Source organism: Acinetobacter sp. ANC 4862 (genome assembly GCF_004336635.1).
Classification (GTDB): domain Bacteria; phylum Pseudomonadota; class Gammaproteobacteria; order Pseudomonadales; family Moraxellaceae; genus Acinetobacter.
On record NZ_SJXH01000002.1, the window covers coordinates 1 to 14685 of the forward strand.

14 protein-coding genes and 2 pseudogenes are annotated in these 14685 nt (G+C 40.8%); 7 read left to right on the forward strand and 9 right to left on the reverse strand.

The window, feature by feature from the left end; all coding sequences use genetic code 11:
* Window positions 1-147: pseudogene (locus tag E0409_RS00925) on the forward strand (IS4 family transposase); the annotation flags it as partial.
* 57 nt (window positions 148-204) lie between these two features.
* Here the strand turns inward: E0409_RS00925 and E0409_RS00930 are convergent.
* The 5 genes and pseudogenes from E0409_RS00930 to E0409_RS00950 form a co-directional block, all read right to left on the reverse strand.
* Window positions 205-981, reverse strand: a complete 777-nt coding sequence (locus tag E0409_RS00930) for a M48 family metallopeptidase (protein ID WP_131286686.1) — start codon at window positions 979-981, stop codon at window positions 205-207.
* 113 nt (window positions 982-1094) lie between these two features.
* Window positions 1095-1403 (reverse strand): hypothetical protein, encoded by a 309-nt coding sequence (locus E0409_RS00935; protein WP_131286688.1) that lies wholly within the window; start codon window positions 1401-1403, stop codon window positions 1095-1097.
* A 194-nt stretch (window positions 1404-1597) separates the two neighbouring features.
* Window positions 1598-2917 (reverse strand): adenylosuccinate synthase, encoded by a 1320-nt coding sequence (locus E0409_RS00940; protein ID WP_131286690.1) that lies wholly within the window; start codon window positions 2915-2917, stop codon window positions 1598-1600.
* A gap of 69 nt (window positions 2918-2986) precedes the next feature.
* Window positions 2987-4153 (reverse strand): ATP phosphoribosyltransferase regulatory subunit, encoded by a 1167-nt coding sequence (locus E0409_RS00945; protein WP_131286692.1) that lies wholly within the window; start codon window positions 4151-4153, stop codon window positions 2987-2989.
* A 212-nt stretch (window positions 4154-4365) separates the two neighbouring features.
* Window positions 4366-4821 (reverse strand): annotated as a pseudogene (locus E0409_RS00950) (Lrp/AsnC family transcriptional regulator).
* Between the two features lie 159 nt (window positions 4822-4980).
* On the opposite strand from E0409_RS00950, the gene E0409_RS00955 reads away from it, so the two are divergent.
* A complete protein-coding gene (locus E0409_RS00955; protein ID WP_131286694.1) occupies window positions 4981-5727 on the forward strand; it encodes an AzlC family ABC transporter permease in 747 nt (248 codons plus the stop codon).
* A complete protein-coding gene (locus E0409_RS00960) occupies window positions 5724-6023 on the forward strand; it encodes an AzlD family protein (protein ID WP_131286696.1) in 300 nt (99 codons plus the stop codon). The genes E0409_RS00955 and E0409_RS00960 overlap by 4 nt, the downstream gene beginning before the upstream one ends.
* A gap of 18 nt (window positions 6024-6041) precedes the next feature.
* Here the strand turns inward: E0409_RS00960 and E0409_RS00965 are convergent, their stop codons facing one another.
* Window positions 6042-6356, reverse strand: coding sequence for a hypothetical protein (locus E0409_RS00965; protein ID WP_131286999.1), 315 nt, complete (start codon window positions 6354-6356; stop codon window positions 6042-6044).
* Window positions 6357-6784: 428 nt separating this feature from the next.
* Complete coding sequence (locus E0409_RS00970; protein ID WP_131286698.1) at window positions 6785-7810, reverse strand: type I glyceraldehyde-3-phosphate dehydrogenase; 1026 nt, start codon at window positions 7808-7810, stop codon at window positions 6785-6787.
* Window positions 7811-8240: 430 nt separating this feature from the next.
* On the opposite strand from E0409_RS00970, the gene alaS reads away from it, so the two are divergent.
* The 3 genes from alaS (at window position 8241) to csrA (ending at window position 12795) form a co-directional block, all read left to right on the forward strand.
* Window positions 8241-10934, forward strand: coding sequence for an alanine--tRNA ligase (alaS, locus tag E0409_RS00975; RefSeq protein ID WP_171458769.1), 2694 nt, complete (start codon window positions 8241-8243; stop codon window positions 10932-10934).
* Between the two features lie 66 nt (window positions 10935-11000).
* The gene (locus E0409_RS00980; RefSeq protein WP_131286699.1) at window positions 11001-12281 is read left to right on the forward strand and encodes an aspartate kinase; all 1281 of its coding nucleotides are present in this window, start codon (window positions 11001-11003) and stop codon (window positions 12279-12281) included.
* 250 nt (window positions 12282-12531) lie between these two features.
* A complete protein-coding gene (gene csrA / locus E0409_RS00985; RefSeq protein WP_067723263.1) occupies window positions 12532-12795 on the forward strand; it encodes a carbon storage regulator CsrA in 264 nt (87 codons plus the stop codon).
* A gap of 61 nt (window positions 12796-12856) precedes the next feature.
* Here csrA and rnhB read toward each other — a convergent pair whose 3' ends face one another.
* Both rnhB and E0409_RS00995 read right to left on the reverse strand, forming a co-directional pair.
* Window positions 12857-13435 carry a ribonuclease HII gene (rnhB, locus tag E0409_RS00990; protein ID WP_131286702.1) on the reverse strand — a complete coding sequence of 193 codons (579 nt, stop codon included), beginning with the start codon at window positions 13433-13435 and terminating at the stop codon, window positions 12857-12859.
* Between the two features lie 64 nt (window positions 13436-13499).
* Window positions 13500-13892 (reverse strand): hypothetical protein, encoded by a 393-nt coding sequence (locus tag E0409_RS00995; protein WP_131286704.1) that lies wholly within the window; start codon window positions 13890-13892, stop codon window positions 13500-13502.
* Between the two features lie 223 nt (window positions 13893-14115).
* Here E0409_RS00995 and E0409_RS01000 point away from each other — a divergent pair, with 223 nt between their 5' ends.
* The gene (locus E0409_RS01000; RefSeq protein WP_131286706.1) at window positions 14116-14670 is read left to right on the forward strand and encodes a cytochrome b; all 555 of its coding nucleotides are present in this window, start codon (window positions 14116-14118) and stop codon (window positions 14668-14670) included.
* Window positions 14671-14685: the final 15 nt, after the last annotated feature.

The window sequence follows — 14685 nt, forward strand, 5'->3', positions numbered from 1 at the left end:
CATTTAGGACAAGAAGGCTGGACGGTTCAACGGTTACTAAGAATGATCCAAGTAAATCTGTTTGAGAGAAAAACCTTAAAAGCTTTATTCATGCCCGATAAAATACCGATAAAACAAAAGGAAGCTCAATTGAGCCTCCTTTTATGAAAAATTGTGGGACAGCAGTGTGCCTACCGCATCCTTTTTTATTAATCTAACTACCCATTAGCGTCTGTTATAAATCGCTTGAGCTGCGGGCAAGTTTTTACGCATTGCTTCAATACGCTGGCCATTTGAAGGGTGAGTAGACAAGAATGATGCACCACCTGCACCTTCCAGTTTATTCATTTTTTCCCAAAGGGTAATGGCTGCTTGTGGGTTATAACCCGCACGTGCCATGAGCATTAAACCACCTTGGTCAGCACGACTTTCCAGACTACGTGAAAAAGGCAAACCTACGCCGACTTGAGCACCCAACTGCGCCGCAGCAGTACCCAACTGGCCCACATTACTTCCAGCAGCGCTTAGACCAATGTTTAAAGCCAAGTCAGTTAATGCTTGTTGACCAATTTTATTTTTAGAGTGTTCCTCTAAAGCATGCACCATTTCGTGACCCATGACTGCCGCGATTTCTGCATCAGTCAGGTTCAATTTATTCACGATACCGGTATAGAACACCACTTTACCACCCGGTGCCACATACGCATTAATCTGATCTGATTTTAGAACAGCCAGTTTCCAGTCAAATTTTTGGCCTGTCTGATTGATTTGATCGCCATAAGGTTTTAAACGCATAAATACAGAATTAATGCGTTTATAAGTCGTTGAAGATGTATCTAAAGTTTTATTTGCACTCGCTTCCTGAACGGTTTTATTAAAGCCTTGTGCTGCTGTTACATTTAATGTCGATGAATCTGCCCCTGCCATTTCTGCTACAGTCGTACAGCCTGAGACAGTGATTACACTAGCCGCACACAAACTTAAAACGAGTTTGCTCTTCATTATAATAATCTCCACCTTGAAAACAGATATCAGTTTTAGACAGATTATAGGGAATCATGAATAAGCTTTAAATTATTATTCCCTCCATATTCATATTATTTATGTAACTGTGTCTATTTAACAAACTGAAAAATAAGCCAATAAATAAGACATAAAGCATTCAAAACCAAATACACCTGGCAAAGGGGTTTAATTTTCTGTTCAAGCTGCTCATTTTTTCTTTTAAAAAATAAAATAGCATTTTGAATGAGAATTAATGGAACTAGAATACAGGCAATAATCACACTTAAACCAATAAATGCCGTATAGATAATATTTGGATCTTGCGTTTGAGCCTGAATAATCAGCATCGCAATGGTGGGCGCACCACCCATGGCAAATAATAAGGAATAAAAAATCGTTCCTGAAATATTCTTATGCATCCCGCACAACCTTTCATTTATCTTATGTTGGGTATTCTAACAAGTGCCAGTTATTTAAACAGTATTCTCTGATGCAACTTTAGTCTGGGCAAAATTTTCTCCCAATATATTCTCTTAGTGCATTATCAAAATAAGAACATAAAAAAAGCCCCGCAAATCGCGAGGCCTTTTGATCATCATTATATCAGCTTAAATTAAGCATCAAACGGATGACGTAAAACAATGGTTTCTTCACGGTCTGGACCAGTCGAAATAATATCGATTGGGCATTCGATCAATTGCTCAAGACGTTTAACATAGTTAAGCGCAGCTTGTGGTAATTGTTCTAATGTTTTAGCACCGAAAGTAGACTCAGACCAACCTGGCATAGTTTCGTAGATTGGTTTTAAAGATTCAAATGCAAGCGCATCAGAAGAACCGACACAACCTGAATCTGCAGCTTCATAACCTACACAGATTTTCACCTCTTCCAAACCGTCAAGAACATCAAGTTTAGTTAAGCAAATACCTGAAAGTGAGTTTACATCTACTGAACGACGAAGAATTTCAGCATCAAACCAACCGCAACGACGTTGACGACCAGTTGAAGCACCAAATTCAGAACCTACAGTTCCGAGGTGTTTACCAATCGCATCACCAACATCATTGGCAGCATCGTAAACAAGTTCAGTTGGGAATGGACCAGCACCTACACGAGTCGTGTACGCTTTAGTAATACCCAATACATAGTCAAGGTGCAAAGGACCCAGACCTGAACCCGAGCTTACGCCACCAGCCGTAGTGTTTGAAGAGGTTACATACGGATATGTACCGTGGTCTACGTCAAGAAGTGAACCTTGTGCGCCTTCAAACATGATGTTGTCACCGTTTTTACGGTAATTGTGCAATTCCGTAGTAACGTCCACAACCAGTGGAGCAACGACTTCACGCCATTGGTCGCAAAGTGCAAGCACATCTTCCAACTTAACCGCTTCAACACCGTAGTATTGAGTTAATTGGAAGTTATGGTAATCCAGAAGTTCAACAAGTTGAGCTTTAAGATGTTCACCACCACGAACCAGGTCAGCAACACGGATTGCACGGCGTGCAACTTTGTCTTCATACGCTGGACCAATACCACGACCCGTGGTACCGATTTTCGCATTACCACGTTTCTTCTCACGCGCTTGGTCAAGTGCAATGTGGTTCGGCAAAATTAACGGACAGTTTGGAGAGATGCGTAGACGTTCTTTAACCGGAACACCTTCTTTTTCAAGAATATCCATCTCTTTGATGAGTGCTTCAGGAGAAAGAACAACACCGTTACCAATTAAGCACAATACGTTTTCACGTAAAATACCAGATGGAATGAGGTGTAATACAGTTTTCTTACCACCAACCACGAGTGTATGACCAGCGTTATGTCCGCCTTGGTAACGAACTACCGCAGCCGCTTGATCTGTGAGCAGGTCAACGATTTTACCTTTACCTTCGTCGCCCCATTGGGTACCAAGTACCACAACATTCTTGCCCATAATAGCCTCATTGCATCATGCTGTTAAAATTGAAAACTTGAATTGGTGACTTGAAACCAATTCACGTCATTAAATCTTTTCGACTTTCCACTCACCTGCCACATTCACCAATTGGTGCGTTGCATGCGGTACCGAGTTTAAACTGTCATTTCCAAGTAATTGGATTACACCAAAGCCTTGTGTACGTGCATTTGAAATTGCTTTAAGCAAATCTGCAGCCGTACCTTTGGGTGCAACAACTACATTTAAATCTTTAAATTGACCTGTGCTTAACGCATATAAGTCGCACGAGAAACCTGTTGCAGGACGCGCACGACCAAAATGTTCGCCAATGCCGTCATAGCGACCACCTTGAGCCAGTGGAGCTGCACGGTTTGGTGCATACACTGCATACATTAAACCAGTGTGATAATGGTATGAACGTAATTCTACAACATCTATACCAATATGCAGATTTGGCCAACGTGACTGAATTTCGATTTGCGTGGTTTTCAAGGCGTCAAAGGCTTGCTTGAACGCTGCATCCGCGAAAATTTCAGCACTTAAATTGGCTTGTAATGCATCCAGATCACTTGAATAGCGACCTAGTGTATAAAAATCTGCACCAAATTTTAATTCTTGGGTAAATTCAGCAAGTTCAGGTAATGCTTTACGTTGATAAAGGTCAGAAAGATGACTTTCCACAGCCTTGGTCAAACCCGCATGTTTCACTAAACTACGGAACAAACCGACATGCCCTAAATCTAGATGGATCCCTTCTGCCAAGCCTGCTTTTTCAATCAAGCCGAGCATGACATCAACCATTTCGACATCAGCATCAATACTGTCCGAACCAAATAGCTCTGCACCGAGTTGCAGTGGTGCACGTGTGGTATTAAACCCTTGTGGTTTCGTATGTAAAACCGTTCCTGCATAGCAGTAACGAGCCACACCATCTACTGGATGTACATGCGCATCAATACGAGCCACTTGTGGTGTCATATCGGCACGCACACCAAGTAAACGACCGGATAACTGGTCGATGACTTTAAAAGTGGCTAAGTCTAAATCTTGATTCGATTCTGAAAGAGAAGATAGAGATTCGATGTATTCGATAAATGGCGTGTACACCAATTGATAACCTCGAGATGCGAGGAAATCTAGTGCGTCACGACGCAAAGTTTCAATCACTTGCGCCTGTTCTGGTAATACATCAGCTACACCATCAGGTAATAACCATGTCTCTGAAATGGGCATGTTGTAAACCTAAATTCTGTCAGAGCGGAAGTTATCCGCATAAAAAAATCGGGAGCACACCCGATTTCTCCTAGTCTAGCACGATAGTTTTGGCTGTGCACCTGACTTTTTCACAAAAACCAGCGGAATACTTATTGTTTAATCAGACAAAAATCGCCCGATTCGATTAAAGCACTCATACAGTTTAAATATGATACTAAATCAGTCCATTATTAGGTTAATGGCAATTCTGTAGTCTGCTTAATCTTCTGCAATGGAATTTCAGTTTTTACATTTTGCAGCCCTGAAATTTTGTTTAAATGATGAATCTAAAACTTACGGTACGCATCCAGATCAGCCACCACAATCCGTAAAAAGAAGTCACAATCCCCTGCCATCAACTGACATTCTACAACTTCAGGCATATCCTGAATCGCATCTACAAACTGGTCGACTGTTTCGGCATCCTGACTTTTTAACCAGATGCGGGCAAAAACTGTTAAACCCAAATTAACTTTAGTAGAATCCACCAACGCTACATATTTTTCAATAATGCCATCATCTTCTAACTGTTTTACGCGACGTAAACATGGTGAGGGAGACAATCCAATCACTTGCGCCAATTCATTATTTTGCAACTTTCCATTTTGCTGTAAGGCTTTCAAGATACGTTTATCAACTTGATCCATTTCACGCCACCCAAGAATTTAATTTCAAATTAATCATCATTGTTAATTTTTAATGCTCAATTAAACCTAAATCAAGCTAATTTAAGCGAAAAATTCCACTCTAACCCTTATAAAATACCATTCTTGAAAAACAAACCTTCTCTGCTCAGGTAAAACCGCATGTTGACGTTAAAAAACACCGTTCACGATTCAACCTATACAAAGAAGTATGTTGAATTTAAGCGCGGTGTTAAAACGTCTATTCCCCTACTGCTGGGTATTATTCCATTTGCACTGGTGCTAGGGGCTCAAGCCACCCAGAAAGGTTTTTCATTTTTTGAAGTTCCCTTATTAACAGGACTGAACTTCGCAGGCGGTTCTGAGTTTGCCATTCTGGAAGTCTGGATCAACCCACCTAATATCTTAATGCTGATATTTATTACTTTTTTGGTCAACAGCAGACACTTATTGATGGGCGCAAGTTTGGTGCCTTATTTACGCCATTTACCCAATAAAAAAGTTTTTCCTGCGCTGTTTTTTATGGTCGATGAAAGTTGGGAAGTCAGTTTAGCTGATGCGCAAAAGAGACAATCTAGCTGGGGTTACCAACAGGCATTCTGTATGCCCTTTTATGCAGGCTTATGCTTTGCCTTGTATATCATGTGGGTCGGTTTTACCAGCTTAGGCGCAATCATTGGTCCAGTTCTAGGTGACATTAATCGCCTCGGTTTTGATATGGCATTCCCTGCAGTATTTTTGGTGCTCTTGCGTGGTATGTGGAAAGGCGTTCGCGCAGCTCACCCATGGTTGGTCAGTTTAATTGCCGCTGCTTTAGCTTATTTATATTTACCGCAAGGCTGGTATGTACCCATTGGTGCAATCTCGGGAATCGCATCTGCGTTCTTTTTAATGGGAGATGAACAATGATTCACTCCGCAACGCTTCTTGCTATTGTGTTTATTGCAGCGACAACCTACCTCACGCGTGTTTTAGGTTATGTATTACTGAAAAATAAGACTTTAACAAATCGCCAAAAACGCATTTTAGAGGTTGTTCCCGGTTGTGTGCTTATTTCTGTGATTGCACCTTATTTTGTCAAGGACAACCCTGCTGACCTGCTTGCAATTGTGATTACCCTCATAGCAGCTTCACGTTTTTCATTACTGCCCACAGTTTTGATTAGCATGACATCTGCTGCTGTTTTAAGGTTGGTGATTCTTTAGATCCTAACAAAGATGAAGTTATATGGATGGTCTGTCCGAGGAGTTGACTGCCTTTGCTAATAATCCGACCAATTCAGCATTTTGCAACTCGACTTGACTGAGTTTATTGGTGGTTTTATCCAGTACTTGTTGCTGAATATGCATTTTTTTGGCCAAGTCCTGCATAATTTCCAAGGTTTTCTTCAAGTTCTCTTCCAAATGAATCACTTTTTCTTCTAATTGTTGCTTCATCTGAATGTCACTGACCGCCTCATTTTGATTTGAAAACTGTGCCCAAATCAAAAAAATCACTGCTATGGCTAATAGCAGAATAAAACTCCATATAAATATCAACATAGGACTGATGCTCTTATTTTATTTAGTTATTATTCAACATCATGGTGGATTAATGAAGTGAATTTTTTTAAAAGCTTGATTTAAGTAATTTATTTAAAAATTACTAAAAAAAGCTCAACCTTTTCACAGACACATTGAAAAACCATTTCATTTTTTTACAGACCAATTTTTATCAAGCTAAAGTTTATATTTATTGATCTATTTAGTTCGACTAAAACAGCATTTTATCAGTGTTTGATGCTCTCAATTTATTAAGTTTTGTTCTAATTTCGAAGCCTCATCGTTATTAACCTCGTTATTTACGATTCGAACATCCTCATCCCAAAATAATGGATCAATGAGACACTTTGTTTAAAGCATCTCATAGTATCAAAATATTCAGAACAACGAGGATTACCCTCTAATATTTTTTAGCTATCTGAATTTTATGATGTAAATGACTCACACAAATCCAGCAAGCGGTTGGCATAACCCCATTCATTGTCATACCAGGCAAATACTTTGGCCTGATGTCCAACCACCATGGTTTGGCTTAAATCCACAATCAAAGAATAAGGCGAGTGATTAAAATCAGATGATACCAAAGGCTCATCGGTCACATCCATAATTTCAGCATAATCATGCCGTGCCGACTTGACCAAGACTTCATTAATTTTATGCGCTGTGACATGCGATTGAGCCACAAAAGTTAAATCAATGGCAGCAACATTAATGGTGGGTACACGAATGGAATAACCATCAATCCGGTCTTCCATTTTAGGCATCACACGTTTTAATGCAGCCAAGGCTGAAGATGTGGTGGGAATAATATTTTGCCCTGAAGCACGCGCACGACGCAAGTCACGATGCGCATGATCCAGTACCGACTGATCAGCCGTTACCGCATGAATTTCAGCCATCAAAGCGGTATCAATTCCAAAAGCATCATCAATGATTTTAACTAAAGGAACCAAGGCTTGCGTAGTACAAGATACACTGGAAATAATTTGATCGGTGTCTTTAACTTCATAATGGTTTACACCATAAACAATGGCAGCATCCACACTGTCAAAAGGTGCAGCGCCAATAATGACGCGTTTCGCTCCTGCGGTAATATGTTTGGTTGCTGCTTCACGTGAACGGAACAAGCCGGTACATTCAAGTACCACATCAATATTTAAATTATTCCAAGGTAAGAGTTCAGGCTGTTGCTGACAGAATACCTGTACTTTTAATTGCGCCAAACCGGCTGAAATATGCAAAAAAATCTGTTCATTTTCCAGCAGCACTTCGACTTTGCCTTTAAAGCGTCCATGAGTAGTATCGTATTTAAATAAATGAACTAAAGTCTCTACCTCTGCAACATCATTAATCGCCACAATGTCAAAATGAAAATCTTTGGGATTTTCAAACCAAGCACGTAATACATTGCGACCAATTCGCCCGAAACCATTAATGGCTACTCGTTGCATCAGATATCCTTAACTCTTGGGTAGATGTAAACACGTGCCTATGTTAATGGATTTTAATCAAATACCAATACCATTTCTGTACATCAATTTATGAAATATGGTTGTGTGAATCATTCCCTATCCCACTTGTCCCATTTATTTCAAACCTGATCATCGCTAATTCTTGCGATATAAAAATATTCACTCCATCCTTCATGAAATTTTAAAAATAAGACCAAGCTTTAAATTAAGGTAGAGATTTCTCTCAATATGCCGATATAGTGATTACACAGAATTGTCATTAATTCGCCTTAAAGTGATTGGTGCATGAGGGTTTTTCCGTTATAATTTGGCGTTTTAAAATTTTAAGCCCAGTGTACTGAGGCAGTTCATTTTGCATGAAAATGCTCGGTATACTACTCGCCAATACGAAATATGGAGTGACTTGGTTGTGAGTACTCGTTTTATGACATCAGCTGAAATTCGTGAAGCATTTTTGCGTTACTTTGAATCGCAAGGGCATACACGTGTCGCGTCGAGTTCACTTGTACCCGCCAATGACCCGACTTTATTGTTTACCAATGCCGGGATGAACCAGTTTAAAGACTGCTTCCTGGGTTTGGAAAAACGTGATTATGTTCGCGCAACATCTTCACAAAAATGTGTACGTGCCGGTGGTAAACACAACGACCTGGACAATGTCGGTTATACCGCACGTCACCATACATTCTTTGAAATGTTAGGTAACTTTTCATTTGGTGATTACTTTAAACGTGATGCGATCAAATTTGCTTGGGAATTCTTAACGAGCAATGAATGGTTAGCGCTACCTAAAGATAAACTCTACGCCACTGTTTACCATACTGATAATGAAGCATTTGATATCTGGAACAAGGAAATTGGTCTAGATGCAAGCCGTATTATCCGCATTGGCGATAACAAGGGCGGTCAATACGCATCTGACAACTTCTGGGCAATGGGCGACACCGGTCCTTGCGGTCCATGTTCTGAAATTTTCTTTGACCATGGCGATCATATCTGGGGTGGCCTGCCGGGCACACCTGAAGAAGATGGCGACCGTTTCATTGAAATCTGGAACAACGTATTCATGCAGTTCAACCGTACTGCGGATGGCGTATTGCACCCTCTTCCAGCGCCTTCTGTAGATACAGGTATGGGCTTGGAACGTATTTCTGCAGTTTTACAACACGTAAACTCAAACTACGAAATCGACTTATTCCAACACCTACTCAAATCAGCTGCAGAAATTATTGGCATGGATACCACTGCCATTGAAACTGAAGCTGCTGCAAATAACAAACCAGTTGAATACCCTGCATCTTTAAAAGTTGTGGCTGACCATGCACGCTCATGCTGTTTCCTGATTGCTGACGGTGTAAACCCTTCAAACGAAGGTCGTGGTTATGTACTTCGTCGTATCATTCGTCGTGCGGTTCGTCACGGTAACAAATTGGGTGCGACCGGTTCATTCTTCCACAAAATGTTGCAACCACTCATCGAAGTGATGGGCGAAGCTTATCCTGAACTTGCAGCGCAACAAGCACGCATCGAAGCACAATTACTGAAAGAAGAAGAGCAATTTGCGAAAACTCTAGAGCAAGGTTTGAAATTGCTTGAAGGTGAATTGGCTCACTTAAAAGGTAACGTGATTCCGGGTGAAACCGTATTTAAACTGTATGACACTTACGGCTTCCCGACGGACTTAACCGCTGACATCGCGCGTGAACGTGATTTAAGCATTGATGAAGCTGGCTTTGAAGTTGAAATGGCTGCACAGCGTCAACGTGCACGTGATGCAGGTAAATTCGCAATTGATTACAACTCGATTGTAAACGTCGACAGCGAAACTCAATTCGAAGGCTATGATGCAACTCAAGGTGATGGTCAAATTGTTGCAATCTATAAAGATGGCGAACAAGTTGAAGAAGTGGTTGAAGGCGATGAAGCTTTAATCGTACTCAACCAGACGCCTTTCTACGCAGAAAGCGGTGGTCAAATCGGTGATACAGGGATCTTCAGAAACGAGACCGGTATTTTCGAAGTTCAAGATACCAAAAAATCTGGTGGCGCATTCGTTCATCAAGGTATCGTGACCATGGGTAGCTTAAATGCTTCTCAAAGCGTTGAAGCTACTGTTAAAGCCGACATTCGTGCTGCAACTGCGCGTAACCACTCTGCGACTCACCTTTTACATGCTGCCCTACGTCAAGTTTTGGGTTCGCATGTACAACAAAAAGGTTCACTGGTTGCAAGCGACATCCTGCGTTTTGACTTTGCCAATGACCAACCGGTGTCATTTGAACAACTTCAAGAAGTTGAACGTATTGTTAACCGCGAAGTGATTGCCAACACTGCTGTATCTACTGAACTTCTAGACATCGAATCTGCCAAAGAAAAAGGTGCGATGATGTTGTTCGGTGAAAAATATGGTGACGAAGTACGTGTACTTTCTATGGGTTCAATCACTGAAGATAAAAACTTCTCGATCGAACTTTGTGGTGGTATTCATGTAAAACGCACTGGTGACATCGGTCTGTTCAAAATCACTTCTGAAGGTGGTGTTGCAGCAGGTGTACGTCGTATTGAAGCGGTAACTGGTACTAAAGCAGTGGAAATTGTGCAAAAAACCGATTGTGATGTTCAATACATCAATGGTCTGTTAAAAGCACAAAATCATCAAACGGTAGAAAAAGTTGAAGCCGTTGTTGAAACTGCTCATCAATTGCAAAAACAAATTGAGCAATTGAACCAAAAACTTGCGAACTTCCAGGCAGCTGAACTTTTAAGCCAAGTTCAAACCATTGCTGGTCGTTCGACATTGATTACCACCGTTCAAAACATGGATGCGAAATCACTTCGAAACCTGCATGACGGTGTGAAATCTAAATTAGACAATGCAGTGATCGTGCTTGCTGGTGTAGAGGGCGATAAAGTTAGCCTGCTTGCATCTGTAGCAAAAGATTTCACTGCAAACATTAAAGCAGGTGACATCATCAAACACTTGGCTACCGAACTCGGTGGCAAAGGTGGTGGTAAACCTGACTTGGCACAAGGTGGCGCGCCACTTAACGAGAAGTTTGCACCAGTGATGGCAGATTTAACTGCCTGGCTTGAAGCAAAATAAAGACTTCACTTTTTGTGTAACGGACCCTGATAGCTATATCAGGGTCATGGCTTTTATGGAACAACTATGGCATTAATCGTTCAAAAATATGGCGGTACCTCTATGGGTACTCCCGAGCGCATTTTAAATGTTGCTCGTCGTGTAAAGCGCTGGCATGACCACGGCCACAAGGTAGTGGTGGTGGTATCAGCAATGAGTGGCGAAACCAATCGTCTGCTTGCTTTAGCGAAGGCCATTACCGAAACCCCTGACCCGCGTGAACTTGACCAAATGGTTTCTACCGGTGAACAGGTTACGATTTCTATGTTAGCGATGGCACTTAACTCGATTGGAGTTGAAGCAAAATCACTAACAGGTCGCCAAGTTGGCATCAAAACCGACAGCGCATTTAACAAAGCCCGCATTGAATCTATTGATACTGACGTATTAACTGAAAACCTGGATGCAGGCCGCGTACTTGTAGTTGCAGGCTTCCAAGGCTTTGATGAACAAGGCAATACCACGACTTTAGGTCGTGGCGGTTCAGACACTTCTGGTGTTGCACTTGCTGCCGCATTAAAAGCGGATGAATGCCAAATTTACACAGACGTGGATGGGGTTTATACCACCGACCCTCGTGTTGCACCTAAAGCAAAAAAAGTTGATCGTATTTCTTTTGAAGAAATGCTGGAAATGGCATCTTTGGGTTCTAAAGTTCTTCAAATTCGTTCAGTTGAATTTGCTGGTAAATACCAAGTGCCTTTACGTGTATTATCAAGTTTTGATAATGACGATGATGGCGCATTTGACGAAGACTTTAAACAAAACGTTGGTACACTTATTACGACTGAATTGGAAGACAACATGGAACAGCCAATTATCTCTGGTATCGCATTTAACCGTGACGAAGCAAAATTAACGATTCTAGGTGTGCCTGATGAACCAGGTATTGCAGCTAAAATCTTATGCCCAATTGGCGATGCTAACGTTGAAGTGGATATGATTATCCAGAACGTTGAAGAAGATGGTACAACTGATTTCACCTTTACGGTTAACCGTGGTGAATTAGCCAAAGCCAAAACCATTCTTGAAGATACCGCGAAAAAAATTGGTGCACGTGAAGTTTCAACCCGTGATGACATCGTAAAAGTGTCGATTGTGGGTGTAGGTATGCGTTCACATGCTGGTGTGGCAAGCAAAATGTTTACTGCCCTCGCTGAAGAAGGCATCAATATTTTGATGATCTCTACCTCAGAAATTAAAATTTCCGTGATCATTGAAGAAAATTATTTAGAACTTGCTGTGCGTACTCTTCACACTGCTTTCGGTTTAGACCGTGAATCTGGTGAATCAAGCGTACGTGCATAATATCGGAAAATGTGTCACAAATTGTCATTGTTAGACAGTTTTTAAAAAAGTAGAAAAAAACGGTACCACTATAGTTTTTCCTATAGTGGCTCTGTTATATTAGCCATGTGCTTTTAAGAAAATTTTAACTAAACACTATATGGGACGAGGTTTGTCACATTGCTTTGTTAAAATTTTCTTTGATATTTTAAGGTTGTGTTTTTTACATTTTAGATCAATTGCAGGTTTAGCATTTTGCAAGGAGATAAACATGCTGATTCTGACTAGACGTGTCGGAGAAACATTAATGATCGGGGACCAAGTCAGTGTAACTGTGCTTGGTGTTAAAGGAAATCAAGTTCGTATTGGTGTAAATGCTCCAAAAGAAGTATCTGTTCATCGTGAAGAAATTTACCAACGTATTCAGCATGAACGCGCTATGCACGAACATCTTCAACATCTCGATCAAGATTATCAACCTTCTTTTGAAGAAGATAATTTTCCACAGAATACCCAGAATGACTTTAATCGTTAAAAAGATTAAATGTTTTTCTCCTAAAGCGGCTTACATAAGCCGCTTTAAATTTATCTGGACATTAGTTTTGTTCAAGTAAAGCCAAGGCTTTTTTGACCGGTGCATAACTGCGACGATGCTGATCAATCACACCATGTTGCGCAATCGCCTCAAAATGGGCTTTGGTTGGATAACCCTTGTGTTTGGCAAAGCCAAAGTGCGGATATTGCTGATCAAGCTCTACCATTTGATGGTCACGCGTGACTTTTGCCAAAATACTGGCAGCTGAAATTTCTGCATGTATGGCATCACCACCTACAACTGCATCACAGCTCATCGTTAAGCCCTGTGGGACTTTATTTCCATCCACCAATACATGTTCAGGTTGTATGCTTAGAGCCTCTACAGCGCGGCGCATAGCCAATAATGATGCTTGAAGAATATTGATCTCGTCAATTTCTTCATGACTCGCTTCAGCAATGGCCCAAGCCAGAGCTTTTTCCTGTATTTCTATAAATAACTTTTCACGTTTTTTTTCAGTGAGTTTTTTAGAATCATTCAAGCCCTCAATCGGATTATTGGGATCTAAAATAACTGCAGCTGCAACAACTGAACCCACAAGTGGACCACGCCCTGCTTCATCTGCACCAGCGATTTTCATAACCTATCTACCTACAAAAAAAAAGAGGCTGAACAAGTCAGCCTATTTATTACTTCATTGACAATTATTGTACTGCTTCAGCGACACAGGCGTTAATTGTTTTAGTGACTGCATTTGAAACAATTGTCGTACGTGCTGCCGGATCAATCGCTGCTGTTGCCAAATCTACAGCTGTTACGCTTTGTGGCGCTTTTTCACTGACACAACCACAAATTTCAGACTGAATATTTTGTTTTTGCGTTGCAGTCATCAATTTAGTCGCAGTTTGCCATGCAGCAATATTATTCAACTCGGTTGTACATTTTGCGTTAATTGCAATTTTAATTGCAGCGTTACCGAGTTGCTGAGTTGCTGATTGCGTGCCTGTTGCACCCGGTGTGCCTGTAGTTGTGCCAGTTGACACACATGCAGTGAGCGCTAAAGTTAAAGGGGCAAGTACAGCAATTAATTTTTTCACAGTTAAATCCTTTGTTATAAAATCTGTTGGGCATATTCTGCCGAAACTTTTCCTTAGAAGAAATCGATATTTCAAATGAATTTTCCAGGTGCGTATTGTCTGTGCAAAAACAATACTGCTTTCAGCGTTGCAAGGATTATACGCTTCGTTCCATATTCATGGTTTTTTAGAATATGCTATTTGATTAGCATGCTGAGACTTATAAATTACATGTTGGTCTAACATGACAAGCACTTCACAATACTATACCCGTACAGCACAAATGCTTCATTGGCTGATGGCGGTTATTTTCATTGCCGCATGGTTGATTGGTTTTTATAGCGGAAATTTTTTAAGTTATGATATTGATGGCAGCTTTAAAGGCCAAGTCATCACCTTACATAAAAATATTGCAACCACGATTATATTTTTGATCTTGATTCGTCTGTTTTGGCGCTATACCCACCCCGTTCCACAACTGCCAGACACGATGTCGCCATCAATGAAAGTCTTGGCACATCTTGGGCATTTGGCTTTATATTTAATGTTGCTTGCATTGCCGATTACCGGCTGTTTGTTTAGCTGGAGTGCTGGACATCCTGCCCCTGTTTTGTACTTATTTGAAATCCCGCATCTAGTTCAAGACAATCCTGAACTGTTAGCCATTGTGAAGCCTATTCATATTTATTTGTCGTGGTTTGCCGGTTTTCTAGTGATAGGACATATCGCTGCTGCGTTAAAACATCATTTTATAGATAAAGATAATATTTTACGCAGTATGACTCGACACGAAAAATAGCCAAATAATGTCCAA